The 18,140-nt window shown below is 69.8% G+C and carries 18 protein-coding genes; 15 read left to right on the plus strand and 3 right to left on the minus strand.

Annotation, left to right across the window (positions count from 1 at the left end):
- Positions 1–38: 38 nt before the first annotated feature.
- The gene (locus tag ABT304_RS16350) at positions 39–638 is read left to right on the plus strand and encodes a TetR/AcrR family transcriptional regulator (protein ID WP_350716619.1); all 600 of its coding nucleotides are present in this window, start codon (positions 39–41) and stop codon (positions 636–638) included.
- Between the two features lie 125 nt (positions 639–763).
- On the opposite strand, the gene ABT304_RS16355 is transcribed toward ABT304_RS16350, so the two are convergent.
- On the minus strand, positions 764–1,354 hold the full coding sequence (locus tag ABT304_RS16355) for a TetR/AcrR family transcriptional regulator (RefSeq protein ID WP_350716621.1): 591 nt from the start codon (positions 1,352–1,354) through the stop codon (positions 764–766).
- A gap of 47 nt (positions 1,355–1,401) precedes the next feature.
- Here ABT304_RS16355 and ABT304_RS16360 point away from each other — a divergent pair, with 47 nt between their 5' ends.
- From ABT304_RS16360 to ABT304_RS16370, 3 genes are all read left to right on the plus strand, one after another.
- Positions 1,402–2,229, plus strand: a complete 828-nt coding sequence (locus tag ABT304_RS16360; protein WP_350716623.1) for an arylamine N-acetyltransferase family protein — start codon at positions 1,402–1,404, stop codon at positions 2,227–2,229.
- A gap of 114 nt (positions 2,230–2,343) precedes the next feature.
- On the plus strand, positions 2,344–2,868 hold the full coding sequence (locus ABT304_RS16365; RefSeq protein ID WP_350716625.1) for a SigE family RNA polymerase sigma factor: 525 nt from the start codon (positions 2,344–2,346) through the stop codon (positions 2,866–2,868).
- A complete protein-coding gene (locus ABT304_RS16370; protein WP_350716627.1) occupies positions 2,865–3,935 on the plus strand; it encodes a nitrate- and nitrite sensing domain-containing protein in 1,071 nt (356 codons plus the stop codon). The genes ABT304_RS16365 and ABT304_RS16370 overlap by 4 nt, the downstream gene beginning before the upstream one ends.
- Before the next feature lie 106 nt (positions 3,936–4,041).
- Here ABT304_RS16370 and rocD read toward each other — a convergent pair whose 3' ends face one another.
- Complete coding sequence (rocD, locus tag ABT304_RS16375; RefSeq protein WP_350716629.1) at positions 4,042–5,280, minus strand: ornithine--oxo-acid transaminase; 1,239 nt, start codon at positions 5,278–5,280, stop codon at positions 4,042–4,044.
- A 251-nt stretch (positions 5,281–5,531) separates the two neighbouring features.
- Between rocD and ABT304_RS16380 the strand changes: the two genes are divergently transcribed.
- The 5 genes from ABT304_RS16380 (at position 5,532) to glmM (ending at position 10,008) form a co-directional block, all read left to right on the plus strand.
- On the plus strand, positions 5,532–6,956 hold the full coding sequence (locus ABT304_RS16380) for a FlgD immunoglobulin-like domain containing protein (RefSeq protein ID WP_350716631.1): 1,425 nt from the start codon (positions 5,532–5,534) through the stop codon (positions 6,954–6,956).
- Complete coding sequence (locus tag ABT304_RS16385; RefSeq protein WP_350716633.1) at positions 6,953–7,168, plus strand: hypothetical protein; 216 nt, start codon at positions 6,953–6,955, stop codon at positions 7,166–7,168. The genes ABT304_RS16380 and ABT304_RS16385 overlap by 4 nt, the downstream gene beginning before the upstream one ends.
- Positions 7,169–7,589: 421 nt before the next feature.
- Positions 7,590–8,033: a 50S ribosomal protein L13 gene (gene rplM, locus ABT304_RS16390; protein WP_141791781.1), complete on the plus strand. Its 444-nt coding sequence runs from the start codon at positions 7,590–7,592 to the stop codon at positions 8,031–8,033.
- A 14-nt stretch (positions 8,034–8,047) separates the two neighbouring features.
- Positions 8,048–8,548 (plus strand): 30S ribosomal protein S9, encoded by a 501-nt coding sequence (gene rpsI, locus ABT304_RS16395; RefSeq protein ID WP_160025356.1) that lies wholly within the window; start codon positions 8,048–8,050, stop codon positions 8,546–8,548.
- 104 nt (positions 8,549–8,652) lie between these two features.
- Complete coding sequence (gene glmM, locus ABT304_RS16400) at positions 8,653–10,008, plus strand: phosphoglucosamine mutase (RefSeq protein WP_350716635.1); 1,356 nt, start codon at positions 8,653–8,655, stop codon at positions 10,006–10,008.
- Positions 10,009–10,152: 144 nt separating this feature from the next.
- Here glmM and coaA read toward each other — a convergent pair whose 3' ends face one another.
- Complete coding sequence (gene coaA / locus ABT304_RS16405) at positions 10,153–11,118, minus strand: type I pantothenate kinase (protein ID WP_160025354.1); 966 nt, start codon at positions 11,116–11,118, stop codon at positions 10,153–10,155.
- A gap of 70 nt (positions 11,119–11,188) precedes the next feature.
- On the opposite strand from coaA, the gene glmS reads away from it, so the two are divergent.
- The 6 genes from glmS to tsaE all read left to right on the plus strand — a co-directional run bounded on the left by glmS (position 11,189) and on the right by tsaE (position 18,139).
- Positions 11,189–13,033, plus strand: a complete 1,845-nt coding sequence (gene glmS / locus ABT304_RS16410) for a glutamine--fructose-6-phosphate transaminase (isomerizing) (protein ID WP_350716637.1) — start codon at positions 11,189–11,191, stop codon at positions 13,031–13,033.
- A gap of 13 nt (positions 13,034–13,046) precedes the next feature.
- Positions 13,047–13,400, plus strand: a complete 354-nt coding sequence (locus tag ABT304_RS16415; RefSeq protein ID WP_160025352.1) for a holo-ACP synthase — start codon at positions 13,047–13,049, stop codon at positions 13,398–13,400.
- Positions 13,401–13,511: 111 nt separating this feature from the next.
- A complete protein-coding gene (locus ABT304_RS16420; RefSeq protein ID WP_350716639.1) occupies positions 13,512–14,888 on the plus strand; it encodes a bifunctional ADP-dependent NAD(P)H-hydrate dehydratase/NAD(P)H-hydrate epimerase in 1,377 nt (458 codons plus the stop codon).
- A gap of 28 nt (positions 14,889–14,916) precedes the next feature.
- Positions 14,917–16,104 (plus strand): alanine racemase, encoded by a 1,188-nt coding sequence (alr, locus tag ABT304_RS16425; protein ID WP_350716641.1) that lies wholly within the window; start codon positions 14,917–14,919, stop codon positions 16,102–16,104.
- Positions 16,101–17,198, plus strand: coding sequence for an alpha/beta fold hydrolase (locus ABT304_RS16430; protein ID WP_350716643.1), 1,098 nt, complete (start codon positions 16,101–16,103; stop codon positions 17,196–17,198). The genes alr and ABT304_RS16430 overlap by 4 nt, the downstream gene beginning before the upstream one ends.
- Positions 17,195–18,139: a tRNA (adenosine(37)-N6)-threonylcarbamoyltransferase complex ATPase subunit type 1 TsaE gene (gene tsaE / locus ABT304_RS16435; protein ID WP_350716645.1), complete on the plus strand. Its 945-nt coding sequence runs from the start codon at positions 17,195–17,197 to the stop codon at positions 18,137–18,139. Before ABT304_RS16430 ends, tsaE begins: the two co-directional genes overlap by 4 nt.
- The last annotated feature ends 1 nt before the right edge of the window (position 18,140 follow it).

The raw sequence follows: 18,140 nt of genomic DNA on the forward strand, positions 1-18,140 counted from the left end.
GGCTTGCCTATTGAACAGGTGTCAATAGAATGGTGGGCATGAGCCAACGGACGAGACTGACGCCCGAGCAACGCCGCGAGCAACTGCTCGACCTGGGCATTCGCCTCTTCGCGAACCACTCCCTCGACGAGATCTCCATCGACGTGGTCGCGCGTGAGGCCGGCATCTCGCGCGGGCTGCTCTACCACTACTTCGGCGACAAGATGGCCTTCCGTGAGGCGGTCGTGCGCCGCGCCGCCGACGCGCTCGTCGCCCAGACCGCCCCGCCCGAGACGGGGGAGCCGGTCGAGCGCCTGCTGGCGTCGATGACGGCCTACGTGGACTTCGTCGACGCCAACTACGAGGGGTACGTCTCGATGGTCCGCGGCGCCGCCAGCGACCCCGTCCTGCGCCAGATCTACGACGACGCCTTCGGTGCCCTCGGGGCCCGGATCTTCAAGGCCGACGTCGACTTCGTCGTCGACACTCCCGCCGCCCGCTTGGTCGTCCGGGGCTGGCAGGCGATGTCGGAGGAGCTGGTGCTCTCCTGGAAGGCCGATCCCGCCGGACTGTCGCGCGAGGATCTGCTGGGGATGCTGGCAGGGTCGTTGCCGGTGCTGCTGGAGATGCTGCCCGGGGCGGGTCCGGGCGAGCTGTAACACGTCGTTCGTAGCACTATCCGGTCGTTCCAATAGGGCGAGTAGTACTGCGAACAACGTGTTACATGGCGGATGGCAGCCCGCGAACAGCACGCCACTATCCTCGACGCTCTTCCCTGATTCGCTCAGGCTGCGAAGCCCGCGGTGGCCTTCGCGGCGGCGCGGAGAAGTCGGTCGGCCGTCGGTCGGCCGGAGGCCGAGGGTGCCATCCCGACGGCGAGTGCGGCGCCGAAGGCCGCGCCGACCATCGCGTGCGCTGTCTCCTCATCCAGGCTGTCGGCGTACGAGGTCGAGAGGGCGTCGGCCAGGGCATGCTGGGTGGTGAGCGCCCTCCCGACGAAGGTCGCCCGTAGGGAAGGGACTGTCGTCACGAGTGCGAGGCGGGTCGCCTCCAGCGAGGTGCCCGGCTCGCGGGTCGTGCCCGCGGCTGCGTCGATCATCGCTCGCAGTGCCCGGGAGAGGCATTCCGTGGGCGGCTCGCCGGGTGGCCGATCGCGTACGGCCCGCACGCCGACCTCGGCGATCGCCGGCCCGTCGGTGAAGACGAGCGAGTCCTTCGTCGGGAAGTAGTTGAAGAAGGTGGCCGGGGAGACTTCGGCCGCCGCCGCGATCTGGCTGGTGGTGGTCTCCTCGTAGCCCTGTTCGGTGAAGAGTTCGTAGGCGATCTCGACGAGTCGGCGTCGAGTCCGTTCCTTCTTGGTGCCGCGGAGTCCCATGGCGGCTCATTCTAGACTGACAATAATTTTAGAGTTACTCTAAAAATATGATCGACGCCTTCCTCGACCGACTCGGAGAAACGCGGCCAGTCCGGCCGGACCTGGCCTGCCTGCGGAACCTGCATCGTGCGTGGCGCGAGCGCGTGCCGTACGAGAACCTCGACGTCCAACTGGGCCGGCCGGTCAGTCTCGATCCGGAGGCGCTGATCGACAAGATCGTCGTGCGTGGCCGGGGTGGCTACTGCTACGAGCAGAATGGCGCCCTCGCCCTGTTGCTCGAAGCAGTCGGGTTCGAGGTGACGATGGTCGAGGCCGGCGTCATGCGCGAACAGCGCGGTGATGGGCAGTGGGGCAATCACAACGCGCTACTGGTGACGATCGGTGGTGAGACGTGGCTGGCCGACGTGGGGATCGGGGACGGGTTCCTCGAGCCGTTGCCGCTGCGCGAGCTGGCCTGCGACCAGGACGGTCTCGTCTACCGCATCGAGCGACTGGACCGGACGACCTGGCGAGTTCATCACCATCCAGGCGGCACGATCAGCAGCTACGACCTGCGAACCGAGGCGCGTGAGCTGGGCGACTTCGCCGCGCGGTCCCGGGAGCTCACGACCTCCCCGTCCTCGCCGTACGTGACCACCCTGATGGCCGCACGGCCCGCCGGCGGCGCGACCGCACTGCTGCTGTCACGGACCGTACGCCACCTCGGGGCCACCCGCGGCGAGCCACGAATCCTGGCCGGCCGCGATGAGTTCGCGGACGTCCTGGCGCGAGACTTCCTCGTACCCCTCGACGATCTCGGCGAGAGCGGGGTGGACGAGCTGTGGGAGGCAGCCGGTCGCCAAGACGATCTGTGGCGCACGAGGATCCGGGGTTGAGGGGCCCGGTGTCATTGCTCGCAATCCAGCCCATCACCTCGTTCAGGCCCCAACCGATCCGGTGCCGGCTACGTCAGTAGAGCGTCGGGGGTTGGAACCGGAGGAGGAGAGACGTTGAGCAGGGACGAGGAGTTCACCGCCTACGTCAGGGACAGACGCGCGCATCTGTACCGCGCGGCGTACCTGTTGTGCGGTGACGAGCATCGCGCCGAGGACATCGTGCAGCTGACGCTGTCGAAGGTGTACGCGGCATGGCGAAAGGTGCGGAAGGCCGACAGCGTCGATGCCTACGTACGCAGGGTGCTGGTCAACAGCCACCTGGACGAGGGCCGTCGTCCGTGGCGGCGTGAGCGGGCCGGCGAGATCGTCGACCGGCCGGCGCCGAGCGGCCCGGACACCGAGGACCTCGACGAGCTCTGGACCGCGCTGCGTGCGCTTCCCGCAGGTCAGCGGCGAGTCGTCGTGCTCCGTCACTACTGGGGTCTGTCGGTCGAGGAGACCGCCGCCGACCTCAGCATCAGCACCGGGACGGTCAAGAGCCAGACCTCGGCCGCTCTGGCCAGCCTGCGCCGCGCCCTCCGTCCCGGCCTCGCGGTCCCCGACGTTGCCCCCGATGCTGCCCCAGGAGGCCGGCGATGAACACCTTCGACGACGACACCCTGCTGCGCGAGCGCCTCTACCGCATCGGCGCCACGGTTCCGGTCCCCCTCCTGGACCCCTCCGAGGACGTACGCCGCGGCCGCCGCCGCGTGCGCTCGGCGCGACTGCTCACCGCCGCCGGGACCATCATGGCGGCCGGGATCATCGCCATCGCCGGGGTCGCACTGCGACCTCTCGTTGCGGATCGGGCCACCGACCCGGCCGTTTCCCCCACGTCGACATCTTCCTCGTCGGTGCGCCGGGCCGAGTCGGTCGCGCAGGCACTGCCCAGCACGTTCGGCCTGGCGATCAACCTGATCTTCGAGCGCGACGCCGTCCTCGCGGGCGCCCCTGACGTGGTGATGAAGCCGATGCAGGAGCAGACCGACGAGGCCGTCGTGACCTGGACCGCGAAGGCGGAGCAGATCGACGGCGGGGACCAGGAGCTCGCTGACCTCGTCTCCGAGATCCAGCAGTCGTTGGCCGCCCTACCGGAGACGCGATCCATGATGCGTACGGAGGAGACTCGGCTGCAGGGGGCGCTGGCCTTGTCGACGCTCTCCAACGGCCTCCTCGCGATCTCGACGCTCGTGCCGTATGTCGGTGACGCCGAGATCGACGACGAGATCGAGGCGCTCGGCCACCTGGGCCCGGCCTTCCAGTCCTTCGGTACGCAGAAGAGCCTCATGGCGAAGGCACTCGCCAAGCGCGAGGTCATGCGGGGTACGGGCACTGCGGGCGCGGATGCTCTCAGCAAGCAGGAGTTCGCCGAGCTTGCTCGGGCCGAGGCTGAGTGGCGCCTGTCGCTCTCGGCGCTCTACACGTCGAGCTCGGAACCTCAGCGCGACTCCCTCGACGAGATCACCAAGAACACTGCCAGCAACGGGGCCGTCGGTGTTCCCGCGCAACGGGCGGTCAACCAGGTCCTGACCACCGGCAGTCTGGACCGGGTCACGATGACGCCGGATCAGCACACGGCGTCCAGCACCGAGCTGATCCGCGGGCTACAGAACGTGGCTTTCGCTGCGGCGGACGAGCTCATCGACGACCTCGCCGAGGTCGACTGAGCCCGGCACGGCGAAACGGCCGAGATGGTAGTTGTGGGCGACGAAAGTAGAGTTTCGTCGCCCACAACTACAGATTCGGCCTGCCAGAACTGCAGGCTCGCTGGGGTCAGGCCGAGACAGCAGCCTCGAGCTGGTCGAGGGCCCAGTGGAGGTCCTCCTCGGCGATCACCAGAGGCGGCGCGAGGCGGATGGTGGAGCCGTGGGTGTCCTTGGCGAGTACGCCGCGGGCGAGCAGGCGCTCGCAGATCTCGCGACCGCTGGCGATCGCCGGGTCGATGTCGACGCCGGCCCACAGACCGCGGGAGCGGAAGCCGACGATGCCCTTGCCGACCATCGCCAGGAGGCGGTCGCGCAGGACCTGGCCGAGCGCCTCGGCGCGGGCCTGGAACTCGCCGGTCTCCAGCAGGTCGATGACGGCGGTGCCGACGGCGCAGGCGAGCGGGTTGCCACCGAAGGTGGAGCCGTGCTGGCCGGGGCCGATGACGCCGAGCACGTCGCGGTCGGCGACGACGGCCGAGACGGGGACGATGCCGCCGCCGAGGGCCTTGCCGAGGATGTACATGTCCGGCTTCACGCCGGCGTGGTCGCAGGCGAAGGTGTAACCGGTGCGGCCGAGCCCGGCCTGGATCTCGTCGGCGGCGAAGAGCACGTTCTCGCGGGTGCAGACCTCGCGCAGCCCGATCAGGAAGTCGTCGCCGGGGATGACGACGCCGGACTCGCCCTGGATCGGCTCGACCAGCACGGCCACCGTGTTGGGGGTGATGGCGGCCTCGATCGCGGCGAGGTCGGCGTAGGGGACCATCACGAAGCCGGGGGCGAACGGGCCGAAGCCGTCGCGTGCGTCCGCGTCGTCGGACAAGCCGACGATCGTGGTGGTGCGGCCGTGGAAGTTGCCCGCCATCACGATGATCTCGGCCTGGTCGGCCGGGACGCCCTTGACGTCGTAGCCCCACTTGCGGGCGACCTTGATCGCGGTCTCGACGGCCTCGGCGCCGGTGTTCATCGGCAGCACCATGTCCTTGCCGCACATCGCGGCCAGGCGGGCGGTGAACTCGGCGAACTGGTCGTGCACGAACGCACGGGAGGTCAGCGTGACCTTGTCGAGCTGCTCACGGGCCGCGGACAGCAGAGCGGGGTGGCCGTGACCGAAGTTCAGCGCGCTGTAGCCGGCCAGCATGTCGAGGCAGCGGCGGCCGTCGACGTCGGTCACCCAGGCGCCCTCGGCGTGGCTGATCACCACCTCGAGGGGGTGGTAGTTGTGCGCGGAGTGCGCCTCGGCGGCAGCGAAAGCGGCGGGGGTCAAGCTGGTCGCAGCGGTGGCCTGAGCCTCGTTGAGCAGGGTCATCGCACTCCTCCATCTGTGGGGCGTTCTCGGTGATCTGAACCAGGATCATCTGATTGTCAGACAATCCTACGATCAGGCTACGCCAGATGTCTCATCGCTGTCGCCCGGTCTTCTGCTCCGGCCGGAAATACGGATGCCGGCGTTGCGCCCGGGGGTATAGGTTCCCTCAGCCATCTCGGCCCGCCTCGCGTTCTCTGGCAGCGGAGCGACCCAAGACATCATCTCGGGCAAGAGACTCGGAGGAACCACAGATGCGCATCCGCGCCCTGGTGGCGGCTGCTGCCGCCGCCCTGATCGTGCCGGCGGTGCCGGCATTCGCGACGGAGACCCCGTCGCCCACGACGGACCCGTCGGAGACGGCCGCCGTCGAGCCGACGTCGGCCCCGGACGGGACCGAGGAGACGGACGAGCAGCCGCCCGCCGAGACCCAGCCCGAGAGTCAGCCCGAGACCCAGCCCGAGGCTCAGCCTGACACCGAGCAGCAGCTCGAGCCCCGCGCGGAGACCCTGGTGGAGGAGCCGACCGAGCCCGTACGGACCGGTCTGGTCATCACCGTCCCGACCCCGACGCCAGCCCCTGGCGCGACGTTCACGGTGACGTACGACGTCGAGGACCCGACCGTCCTCGGGACCACCATCAACGCCACCTGGTGGATCCTCGCCTCGGACAACACCGCGCCGGACGGGCCGCAGACCACGCCGATCACCCTCGACGCCGACGGCGTCGGGACGATCCAGGCCACGATGCCGGCCAAGATCGGGGCGTACCGCTTCTGGGGCTACATCGAGGGCGACGCCGGCGCGACCGAGTCCTACTCGGCCGATCTGGGCTCCAACGACGTCACCAAGCCGGGGGTCACCCTGAGCCGCAGCCTCTCGACGTTCTACCCCTACCCCGACGGCTACCGCGACACCATGTCGGTGAAGATGACGTTCAACGAGGTCGTCAGCTACACCGCCAAGGTGGTCACCGAGGGCGGCACGCTGGTGCGCACCCTCGGTTCCTCCTCGAGCTTCCAGGGCGCCAAGTCCTACACCTGGAACGGCTACAACAACGCCGGCAACCGGGTCTCCGGCATCTACTACATCCGGGTCGACGCCAAGGACCCGGCCGGCAACGCCACCACTGCCCGGATCTCTGTCGGCGCGTCGGCCAAGAAGCTGACCTGGAAGACCTACACCAAGACCGTCACCGCCAGGGACGCCCTCAACTACAAGTACGTCGGCTCCTGCTCGACCCTCAAGGCGCCCGCCCGCAGCGACTGGGCCGGATCGCGCGGCCTGCGCTCGAACGTGCGCTGCAAGGCCCCCGCCACCAGCGCCAGGGCGACCGTCCACACCGAGAACGTCAAGTGCCTGCCGAAGTCGGTCGACGGCAACTACCGCAACCTGTCCCTCAAGCACTACGGCGGCCGTCCGAAGGGCTACACGAAGGACGTCTACATGGTCTCCCACGTCCTGCGTCCGTCCGACTGGTCGTCGCGCCAGCGTCACCAGTTCGGCAACTCGATCAAGTGGAAGACGATGGCGTCGGTCGCCTCGCCCAACAGCCTGATCCAGAGCCGTTTCTCGACGCAGTACTGCCCCGCCGTGTGGTGGACCGCCGGGCTCAACTCGAGCTCGCGCTACGACGTCTGGAAGTACTCCGTCGGCATCCAGTACCGCGTGCTGGCGTGACCGTGTCGAGCAAGCTGATCCTGGCCGCCGCGGCGGTCCTGGTGGCCGGCGGCGCTGTCGGCGGCGCCGTCGCGCTCACCGGGGACGACGAGCCGAAGCGACCGGTGGTCGAGAAGAAGCAGTCCACCCCGCCCGGGCCCGAGAAGCACCCGGACCCGGAGGAGGTCACCGACCTGTACGCCCCCGAGGGTGAGGTCGGCGTCGACCACTAGCCGACAACCAGCAGCAGAAGACGTACGCCGCCGGGCACGGTCCCGGCGGCGTACGTCTGTGTTTTTCAGGAGAGCAGAAGGTCCGTCACAGCCTCGTCACAGGAACCCGACGGACACTGGAGCCGGGGTCGGCCGAGCCGACCCGCCCCAAGATCGCGTACGCCGCCCGGCTCCCCGACCGGCGGCGTACGTCTTGATTTGGCTCCGCCGTGCGGGGGCTCGTAACCTTGTGAGTCGTGACTCCTGCCGCGTCCTGATCCCTGGTTCGATAAGAACTGCGCACGGTCAGGGACGCAGATCCGGATGACTGCCGCTGGGACACCCAGAGGACAGGGCAAGCCGGGCCGTGTTCGTCAGAAGCCACGCAGCACCATCCCGGTGCGCATCCGTGCGCCGGGTCCAACGAACTAAGAAGGCACACGTGCGTACTTACGCTCCCAAGCCGGGCGACATCGAGCGCGCCTGGCTCGTGATCGACGCGACCGACGTCCGTCTCGGCCGCCTCGCGGTCCAGGCCGCTGAGCTCCTCCGCGGCAAGCACAAGGCGATCTTCGCGCCCAACGCGGACACCGGCGACTTCGTCATCGTCATCAACGCCGAGAAGGTCTCCCTCTCCGGCAACAAGGCCAAGACCAAGCTGGCTTACCGCCACTCCGGCTACCCGGGTGGTCTGACCGCGACCCCGATCGGCGAGATCCTCGAGAAGGACGCTCGCAAGGCGATCGAGACCGCTGTGTGGGGCATGCTGCCGAAGAACAAGCTCGGCCGCCAGATGCTCAAGAAGCTCAAGGTCTACTCCGGTCCGACGCACCCGCACGCCGCGCAGCAGGCCGTTCCGTTCGAGATCAAGCAGATCGCCCAGTGAGCCAGGACCAGGACATGACTGAGAACACCGTAGAGGTCGAGGAGACCTTCGAGACCGACGAGCAGGGCCTCGCGTACACCTCCGAGAGCGCCCCGTCCGCCGACACCCCCGAGCGCCCGGCGACCATCGCCCCGGCTGCCGCCACCGGCCGCCGCAAGGAGTCCGTCGCCCGCGTCCGGATCGTCCCGGGCACCGGCGAGTGGACCATCAACGGTCGCACCATCGAGGACTACTTCCCCAACAAGCTGCACCAGCAGATCGCGAACGAGCCGTTCGCCGCGCTGCAGCTCGAGGGTCGCTTCGACGTGATCGCCCGTATCGACGGCGGCGGCATCGCCGGTCAGGCCGGCGCGCTGCGTCTCGGCGTGGCCCGTGCGCTGAACGACGTCGACGTCGAGGCCAACCGCCCGACCCTGAAGAAGGCCGGTCTGCTGACCCGCGACGCCCGCGTCGTGGAGCGGAAGAAGGCCGGTCTCAAGAAGGCCCGCAAGGCCTCGCAGTTCAGCAAGCGCTGATCGCCCTCGCGATCGCCTAGCATTGTTGGGGTGCCTCGGCTCGCCGAGGCACCCCAACTCATTTTTCGGGCGGGGGCCGACGTACGAAAGAAGGTCACACGGACGTGGCACGCCTTTTCGGCACTGACGGAGTTCGCGGTCTCGCGAACGGCGAGATCCTCACCGCCTCGCTCGCCCAGAACCTGGCGACCTCGGCGGCACTGGTCCTGACCGAGGAGCTGCGTGGCTCCGGCAGCGGACGCAAGCCGCTGGCGGTGGTCGGCAACGACTCGCGCGTCTCCGGACAGTTCCTGCAGGCCACGGTGGCCGGCGGTCTGGCCTCGGCCGGCTGCGACGTGATCGACGTCGGCGTACTGCCGACGCCCGGGGTCGCCTATCTCACCGCGGCCCTCCAGGCCGACCTCGGTGTGGTCATCTCGGCCTCGCACAACCCGATGCCCGACAACGGCATCAAGTTCCTCCAGCGCGGCGGGCACAAGCTCGACGACGTGCTCGAGGACCGGATCGAGGCACACCTCGACGAGCCCTGGGACCGACCCACCGGCGCGTCGGTGGGTCGGATCTCCACCCATGAGAACCCCGTGGAGACGTACGCAGCCCACCTGATCTCCACGCTCGAGCGCCGCCTCGACGGGCTGACCGTCGTCGTCGACTGCGCCAACGGAGCGGCCGCGGCCGCGGGTCCGCTGGCTTTGGACCAGGCCGGGGCGAAGGTGATCGCGATCAACGACGTCAACGACGGCCTCTCGATCAACGACGGCGTCGGTTCGACCCACCCGGAGATGCTCCAGAAGGCGGTCGTCGAGCACGGCGCCGACGTCGGGTTCGCCTGGGACGGCGACGCCGACCGCTGCCTGGCCGTCGACGGTGAGGGCAACCTCGTCGACGGCGACCAGCTCATCGCGATCCTCGCCCTCGGGCTCCACGACGCCGGCCGGCTCCCGGACGACACCGTGGTCGTCACCGTGATGAGCAACCTCGGGTTCGTCAAGGCGATGGACGCTGCCGGCGTCCACGTGAAGCAGACCGCAGTGGGCGACCGCTACGTGCTCGAGGAGATGCGCCGGGGCGGCTACGCCATCGGTGGCGAGCAGTCCGGCCACATCATCATGAGCGAGCACGCCACCACCGGCGACGGCATCCTCACCGCGCTGCACGTCCTGCAGCGGATGACCCTCACCGGGCGTAGCCTCGCCGACCTCGCCTCCGTCGTCACCCGCCTCCCGCAGGTCCTGCTCAACGTCAAGGGCGTCGACAAGGCCCGCTGCAAGACCGACGACGGCCTTCTCGACGCCGTCGCCGCCGAGGAGAAGGCCCTCGCCGGCTCCGGGCGGATCCTGCTGCGCCCGTCGGGCACCGAGAACCTCGTACGCGTCATGGTCGAGGCCCCCACCCATCACGAGGCCGAGGCCTGTGCCGAGCGGCTCGCGGACGTCGTGCGGGCGCGGCTCGCTCTCTGATCAGCCCCCGTCGGTCGAGCCGGGAGGCCGCCTGCGGCCGAGCGTGTCGAGACCAACACGGTCCCATCGGGCGCTGACGGGACCGTGTTGGTCTCGACACGGATTCGTTCGTTCCTCACGAATCCGGCTCGACCAGCGATGTAGCTAGATCTTCCGCAACCTCACATACCGCACCGAGTGGTCGCGGTCCTTGCGGAGGACGAGGGTGGCGCGGGAGCGGGTGGGGAGGACGTTCTCACGGAGGTTGGGGCCGTTGATCTCGTTCCAGATCTCGGTGGCGCGGGTGATGGCCTCGTCGTGGCTCAGGGCCGCATATTTCGTGAAGTAGGACGACGGGTCGCGGAAGGCGGTCTCGCGCAGCCGGAGGAACCGCTCGACGTACCACTGCTTGATGTCGCGGGAGTCGGCGTCGACGAAGACGGAGAAGTCGAAGAAGTCCGAGAGGGCGAGGGAGATGGTGCCGTCGGCGCGGACCCGGGAGGGCTGCAGGACGTTGAGGCCCTCGAGGATGACGATGTCGGGCTTCTTGACCAGCACGGTCTGGTCGGTGACGTCGTAGGTCAGGTGCGAGTAGATCGGCGCACGCACCTCGTCCTCGCCCGACTTGAGGTCGACGAGGAAGCGGAGCAGGGCCTTGCGGTCGTACGACTCCGGGAAGCCCTTGCGCTCCATCAGGCCGCGACGCTCGAGCTCGGCGTTGGGGTAGAGGAACCCGTCGGTGGTGACCAGAGCGACGTTGGGGTGCTCGGGCCAGTGGGCGAGCATCTGCTGGAGGACACGAGCCGTGGTCGACTTGCCGACGGCGACGGACCCGGCGACCCCGATGACGAACGGCGTACGTTCCGGCATCGTCTTGCCGAGGAACAGCTCCTGCTGGTCATGGAGCTTGTCCGAGGCGCTCACGTAGAGGCTCAGCAGGCGGCTCAGCGGTAGGAAGACCTCCTCGACCTCGTTGAGGTCGATCTGGTCGCCCAGGCCCCGCAGCGACTCGATCTCGGCCTCGGTCAGCGGACTCTCGGTCTCGGTCGCGAGCTCGGCCCACGCGCTACGGTCGAGCTCGACGTAGGGCGAGGAGCCGCGGTCATCGCCGTGTGGCCCGGGGTGTGACATGGCAACGATTGTTACGCACATGCGCCGCCGCTTCCTGCTGGGGTCCACGAGAGCCGTAGGATCATCCGCCATGTGCGGCATCGTTGGGTACGTCGGAGACCGGTCGGCGCAGGACGTCGTGATCGATGGGCTGCGGCGGTTGGAGTACCGCGGCTATGACTCGGCGGGGATCGCTCTGATCACCGCCGACGGGCTGGCGGTGGACAAGAGGGCCGGCAAGCTCGCCAACCTGGAGAAGGCGATCGCGGACACGCCGCTGCCGGCGTCGACGACCGGGATCGGCCACACCCGCTGGGCGACCCACGGCGGCCCGACCGACGGCAACGCCCACCCGCACGTCGGCCGCACCGGCCGCGTCGCGGTCGTGCACAACGGCATCATCGAGAACTTCGCCGAGCTGCGCGCCTCGCTGGAGACCGACGGGCACGAGTTCACCTCGCAGACCGACACCGAGGTCGCCGCCCACCTGCTCGAGCGCGAGGTCATCGGCGGAGCCGACCTGACCATCGCGATGCAGAAGGTCTGCTCGATCCTCGAAGGTGCGTTCACCTTCGTCGCGATCGACGCCCAGGACCCGTCCCGGGTCGTCGCCGCCCGGCGCAACAGCCCGCTCGTGGTCGGTCTCGGCGAGGGCGAGTCGTTCCTCGGCTCCGACGTCGCCGCCTTCATCGAGCACACCCGCGAGGCGATGGAGCTCGACCAGGACCAGGTCGTCACCATCACCCGCGACGGCGCGACCGTCACCAACTTCGACGGCACTCCCGCCGAGGGGCGCCGCTTCCACGTCGACTGGGACCTCGCCGCCGCCGAGAAGGACGGCCACGACTGGTTCATGCGCAAGGAGATCCTCGAGCAGCCCCGTGCGGTCGCCGACTCGCTGCTGGGGCGGCGTACGCCTTCGGGGTCGCTGCACCTCGACGAGATGCGGCTCGACGACGACGAGCTGCGCGAGGTCACCAAGATCATCATCATCGCCGCGGGGACCTCGTTCTATGCCGGCATGGTCGCGAAGTACGCCATCGAGCACTGGTGCCGGATCTCGGTCGAGGTCGAGCTGGCCTCCGAGTTCCGCTACCGCGACCCGATCCTGGACAACTCCACCCTGGTCGTGGCGATCTCGCAGTCCGGCGAGACCGCCGACACGCTGCAGGCGATCCGGCACGCGCGCTCGCAGCGCTCCAAGGTGCTGGCGATCTGCAACACCAACGGCTCCACGATCCCGCGCGAGTCCGACGCGGTCATCTACACCCACGCCGGCCCGGAGATCGGCGTCGCCTCGACCAAGGGGTACGTCACCCAGCTGGTCGCCTGCTACCTGCTCGCGCTCTACCTGGCCCAGGTCAAGGGCACCATGTACGGCGACGAGATCGACGGCGTGATGACCCAGCTCGAGGAGATGCCCGCGGCGGTCGAGAAGGTGCTGGAGACGGCGCCGCAGGTCTACGACCTCGCGCGTGAGTACGCGGACCGCCGGGCCTTCCTGTTCCTGGGGCGCCACGCCGGCTACCCGGTGGCGCTGGAGGGCGCGCTCAAGCTCAAGGAGCTCGCCTATCTCCACGCCGAGGGGTTCGCCGCCGGCGAGCTCAAGCACGGTCCGATCGCGCTGGTCGAGGAGGGCCTGCCGATCTGGTGCATCGTGCCCCCGCGCGGCCGCGACTTCCTGCACGACAAGATGCGCTCCGGGATCATGGAGGTGCGTGCCCGAGGCGCCCGCACCATCGCCCTGGTCGAGGAGGGCGACGACTCGGTCGACTCGGTCTCCGACACGATCATCCGGCTGCCCAAGGTGCCGGTGCTCCTGCAGCCGCTCGTCGCGGTCGTACCGCTGCAGCTCTTCGCCTGCCAGCTCGCGACCGAGCTCGGCTACGACGTCGACCAGCCGCGCAACCTCGCCAAGTCCGTCACGGTCGAGTGATGGCGGTCCTCTGATGGCTGTCCTCGGAGTCGGGATCGACGTCTGCGACCTGGAGCGCTTCGAGGAGTCGCTGGAGCGTACGCCGCGGCTGCGCGAGCGCCTGTTCACGCCTGCCGAGGCGGCGAAGCCGATGGCCTCGCTGGCCGCCAGGTTCGCCGCCAAGGAGGCGCTCGCCAAGGCGCTCGGTGCGCCGCAGGGGATGGAGTGGCACGACGCCGAGGTGATCTCGGAGTCCTCCGGCCAGCCCCGGTTCGAGCTCCGCGGCACCGTGCTGGCGCAGGCCACCAAGCTCGGCGTCGCCACCGTCCACCTCTCGCTCTCCCACGACGCCGGCATCGCCTCGGCGATGGTCGTCCTGGAGGACTGACGGGCTTGTTCGAGCCCTTCGGCCCAGGCCCGCCAGTGCGTGGGCGCGTAGGCTGTGACCATGCGGCGTGCGCACTCGGTTGAGCAGGTCAGAGCGGCAGAGAGAGCCCTGATGGCGAGCCTGCCAGAAGGTGCCCTGATGCAGCGCGCGGCGGCCGGGCTGGCCTACGCGGTCATCGGTCACCTTCGCGGGCGGGGTCTCGGCGGGGCGTACGGGAAACGCATCGTCCTGCTCGTCGGGAGCGGGGACAACGGCGGAGACGCGTTGTACGCCGGGGCGCTGCTCGCGCGTCGAGGGGCGCGGGTCGAGGCGTGGCTGCTGTCGGACCGGGCGCACGCGGGTGGGGTCGCTGCCCTGAGGGCGGCCGGGGGGACGGTGTCCTCGGGCGTCTTCTCGCCGAGCTCGACCACCGGTGCCTTCGATGTAGTGATCGACGGGATCGTCGGGATCGGGGGCAAGCCCGGGCTGAGGCCGGACGCGGAGGCGGCACTGGCCCTGCTCCCCGGGATCCCGGTCGTCTCCGTCGACACGCCGAGCGGGGTCTGCGTCGACACCGGTGAGGTCGACGGCGCCCACGTGACCGCTGACCTGACGGTCACCTTCGGAACCCACAAGCCCTGTCACCTGCTCGACCCGGCCGCTTCGGCGTGCGGGACGGTGCAGCTGGTGGACATCGGCCTCCGGCTGCCGAGGCCGGCCATCGAGAGCCTCGAGGCCGCCGATGTGGCGGACCTGGTGCCGCGGCCCGCGCCGGACGGGCACAAGTACTCCCGCGGGGTGGTGGGGCTGAGGGTCGGCAGCGCCACCTACCCCGGGGCCGCGCTGCTGGCCGTCTCCGGCGCCAACACCGGACTGGCCGGGATGGTCCGCTACGTCGGCACCGCCTCGGAGTGGGTCAAGCGACACAACCCGGAGGTCGTCGGCGACGGCCAGGCACAGGCCTGGGTGGTCGGCTCCGGCAGTGCCGACGGCGCCAACAGCGCGCTCGCGTTCGCCCGGGCGAGCGGCGTACCTCTGGTCATCGACGCCGACAGCCTGCGCGCCCTGAACGGGCCGCTCGGGGTGCCCGCGATCCTGACTCCGCACGCCGGCGAGCTCGCGGCGCTGATCCGGGAGGACCGCGGCGAGATCGAGGCTCGTCCGCTGCACTACGCGCGGCTCGCGGCCAAGCGGTTCGATGCGGTGGTGCTGCTCAAGGGGCGGCGTACCACGATCGCCTCACCGGACCCCGGCACACCGGTACGGGTCAACACCACTGGCACCTCCTGGCTGGCCACCGCCGGTTCGGGGGACGTGCTCGGCGGACTGATCGGCTCGTTGCTGGCCGCCGGTCTCGCCCCCATCGACGCCGCCTCGGCGGGCGCCTGGCTGCACGGCGCGGCGGCGAGCCTCGCGAGCGCGGGTGGGCCGGTCACCGCGAGCGGGGTGGCCGCGGCGATACCCGCCGTTATCCGGTCCCTTCCTGCTGTCTCCCCCCTACGCAATTGAGCACTGCGCAGGAACTATCCTTGACACCATGTCACCGAGCCCAGCGCCTCGGGCTCCGCTTCGGCGAGCCGAGATCGTCATCGACCTCGCCGCGATCCGACACAACGTCTCGCGGCTGCGGGAGCACCTGCGTACGCCGATCATGACGGTGGTCAAGGCCGACGGCTACGGGCACGGCCTGGTCGAGGCCGGGCGGGCCGCTCGTGAGGGCGGTGCGGACTGGCTCGGCGTGGCCTCGGCCGACGAGGCGCTCGCGCTGCGCGCGGCGGGCGACGAGGGCCGGCTGCTGGCCTGGCTGATCATGCCCAGCGAGCCCGCCGAGGAGCTCGTGGCAGCGGACATCGACGTCACCGCCTACACGATCGCCGACCTGGAGAAGTTCGCCGCGGCCGGCGACACCCTGGGCATGACGCCGCGGGTGCAGCTCAAGGTCGACACCGGACTCAGCCGGGGCGGCGCGCCCTTCGGCGACTGGCCGAAGCTGGTCGGGCTGGCGCGCATCCTGGAGGCCGAGGGAGCGATCCGGGTCACCGGGATCTGGTCGCACTTCAGCGCCAGCGAGAACACCGCCGACCCGGCCAGCGCCCTCCAGGAGAAGGTCTTCGCCGAGGCGCTCGCGGTCGCCGAGGAGGCCGGCCTCCGGCCCGAGGTACGTCACCTGGCCAACTCCGCGGGGGCGCTGCTGCGCCCCAGCGCACGGCTCGACCTGGTGCGGGTCGGGATCGCGACGTACGGCATCGACCCGGCGCCCGGCGTCGAGGGATCGCCGTGGGCCGAGCTCGGACTCGTCCCGGCGATGACCGTGCGGGCCGAGCTGGCCCTGGTGAAGCCGATCGAGGCCGGTGCGGGCGTCTCCTACAACCACACCTGGGTGGCAGAGGAGCCGACGACGGTGGGGCTGATCCCGGTCGGCTACGCCGAGGGCATCCAGCGTCGTGCCGGGAATCGCGCCGAGGTGTGGATCGACGGAGCTCGATACCCCGTGCGTGGCACCATCTGCATGGACCAGATCGTCGTCGATCTCGGGGACGCTTCGGTCGAACGCGGTGCCGAGGTGCTCCTGTGGGGCACCGGTGCCGATGGCGAGCCGACCGCCCAGGACTGGGCCGAGGCGAGCGAGACCATCGCCTACGAGGTCGTCACCAGGATCGGAGGACGGATGAAGCGCCGTTATGTTGACACGGACGTCGACACCGAGCAGGGAGACGACACATGAGCAGCATCGCAGCACGGATCGGCCAGATCGCAGCGGGCACTCTGGGAGCGGCGGCGGTCGCTGCCGCGGCCCGCGGCGCAGTGGTGGTCAGGAAGCACCGCCGTGCGATCGAGGAACGCCCCGAGGACCGGACCCCGCTCGGTACGCTGCGGTCCTGCCCGGTCACGGTGGTGACCTCCGATGGCGTACCTCTTCATGTCGAGGTCGATGAGGTCGACCCGGCTCACTCGCACCCCGGCGGGGCGAGCGGGGTGACGCTCGTCTTCGTGCACGGCTACTGCCTCAACCTCGACTGCTGGCACTTCCAGCGCGCCGCCTACCGCGGCCTGGTGCGGTCGGTCTTCTACGATCAGCGCAGCCACGGCCGCAGCGGCCGCTCCTCGCTCGGCAACGCCACCATCGACCAGCTCGGCGACGACCTGCTCCGGGTGCTGGACGCGGTCGTGCCGGAGGGGCCGGTGATCCTGGTCGGCCACTCGATGGGCGGGATGACGATCGCCGCGCTCGCCGAGGACCACCCCGAGCTGTTCGCGCCGTATGCCGAGGGTGGCCGCATCATCGGCACCGCCCTGATCTCGACGACCGCCGGTGGTCTCGACCCGAGCCGGCTGCTGATCCCGGTGCTCCCGGCCAAGCTGTCCGGCGGGATCGCCAACAGCACCATGCGCACGCTGGCAAGGGGGCACGGGATCGTCGACCGGTTCCGCGCCATGGGGTCCTCGGTGGCGACCGTCTTCACCGACGTGTTCGCCTTCGGGGACGAGGTGCCGGAGGCGTACGTCGACTTCGTCGACGGACTGCTCTCGCAGACGCCGTTCGAGGTGGTGGCGGAGTTCTTCCCGAGCTTCCGGGCCCTGGACAAGTTCGCGTCGATCACCATGCTCGGCCGGGTGCCGACCACGATCATCTGCGGCACCGCCGACCGGCTCACTTCGATCGGCCACAGCCGCAAGCTGCACTCCTACATCCCGGGCTCCCGGCTGGTCGAGTGCGAGAAGGCCGGACACATGGTCATCCTCGAGCGGCACGGTCAGGTCAACGCCGAGCTCGACCAGCTGCTCGCCTCGGCCACCCGGGATGCGGCCTCGGCATGACGCTCGTCTTCGAGCGGGTCGGGCCGGAGGCCGCGACCGAGGTGCTCGGTATCGTCCGGGCGGCATTCTCCGCCCGCCCGCCGCTGGACCCGCCCGCGGATGCGCTCGGTGAGACCGAGGCGTCGATGAAGGACCGCTTGGCTGGCTTCGGCGGGGTGGTGGCGCGGTTGGACGGGGTTGGCGTCGGAGCCGTCGTCATGGATCCCGCGGACTCGACCCTGTGGCTGCGTCGTTTCGCTGTTCTGCCTGATCAGCAGGGTCATGGGGTGGCGCACAAGATGGTGACGTACGCCGCCGGGGTCGCGGTCTCGGAGGGGTTCGAGGATCTCGCAGTGATCGCGCGCGAGGAGCTTCCGGAGACGTTGCGGTTCTGGGTGCGGCAAGGCTTTCGTGAGGTTTCCCGTGAGGCGCCCGCGGTACGGCTCCATCGTCCGTTGAACGAGTATGTCGTCGAGGCGCTCGATCCCGACGCCATGTTCGAGCTCGGGCGACGGGTGGCCGGCCTGGTCGCCGCCGGTGACGTACTCGTCCTCTCCGGCGGCCTCGGCGCCGGTAAGACCACTTTCACCAAGGGTCTGGGGGCCGGGCTCGGGGTCCGCGGCGAGATCACCTCGCCGACCTTCGTCATCGCCCGGGTGCACCCTTCGACCGTCGGCGGCCCGGAGCTCGTCCACGTCGACGCCTATCGGCTCGGCGGTATCGAGGAGCTCGACGACCTCGACCTGGACACGGATCTCGACGACGCGGTGACGGTCGTGGAGTGGGGCGAGGGACTGGCCGAGGCGCTCTCCGAGTCGCGGTTGGAGATCCGGATCGTACGCGCCGAGGCCGACGAGGCTCCGTTGGATCTGGTCGAGGCACCCGACGGTGCGGATCCTCGGCGCGTGGAGATCCTCCCGGTCGGGGCCCGCTGGCGCGGCGTGGACCTCAGTGCGCTCTAGG

It is taken from the genome of Nocardioides sp. NPDC000445 (assembly GCF_040300245.1).
GTDB lineage: Bacteria > Actinomycetota > Actinomycetes > Propionibacteriales > Nocardioidaceae > Nocardioides.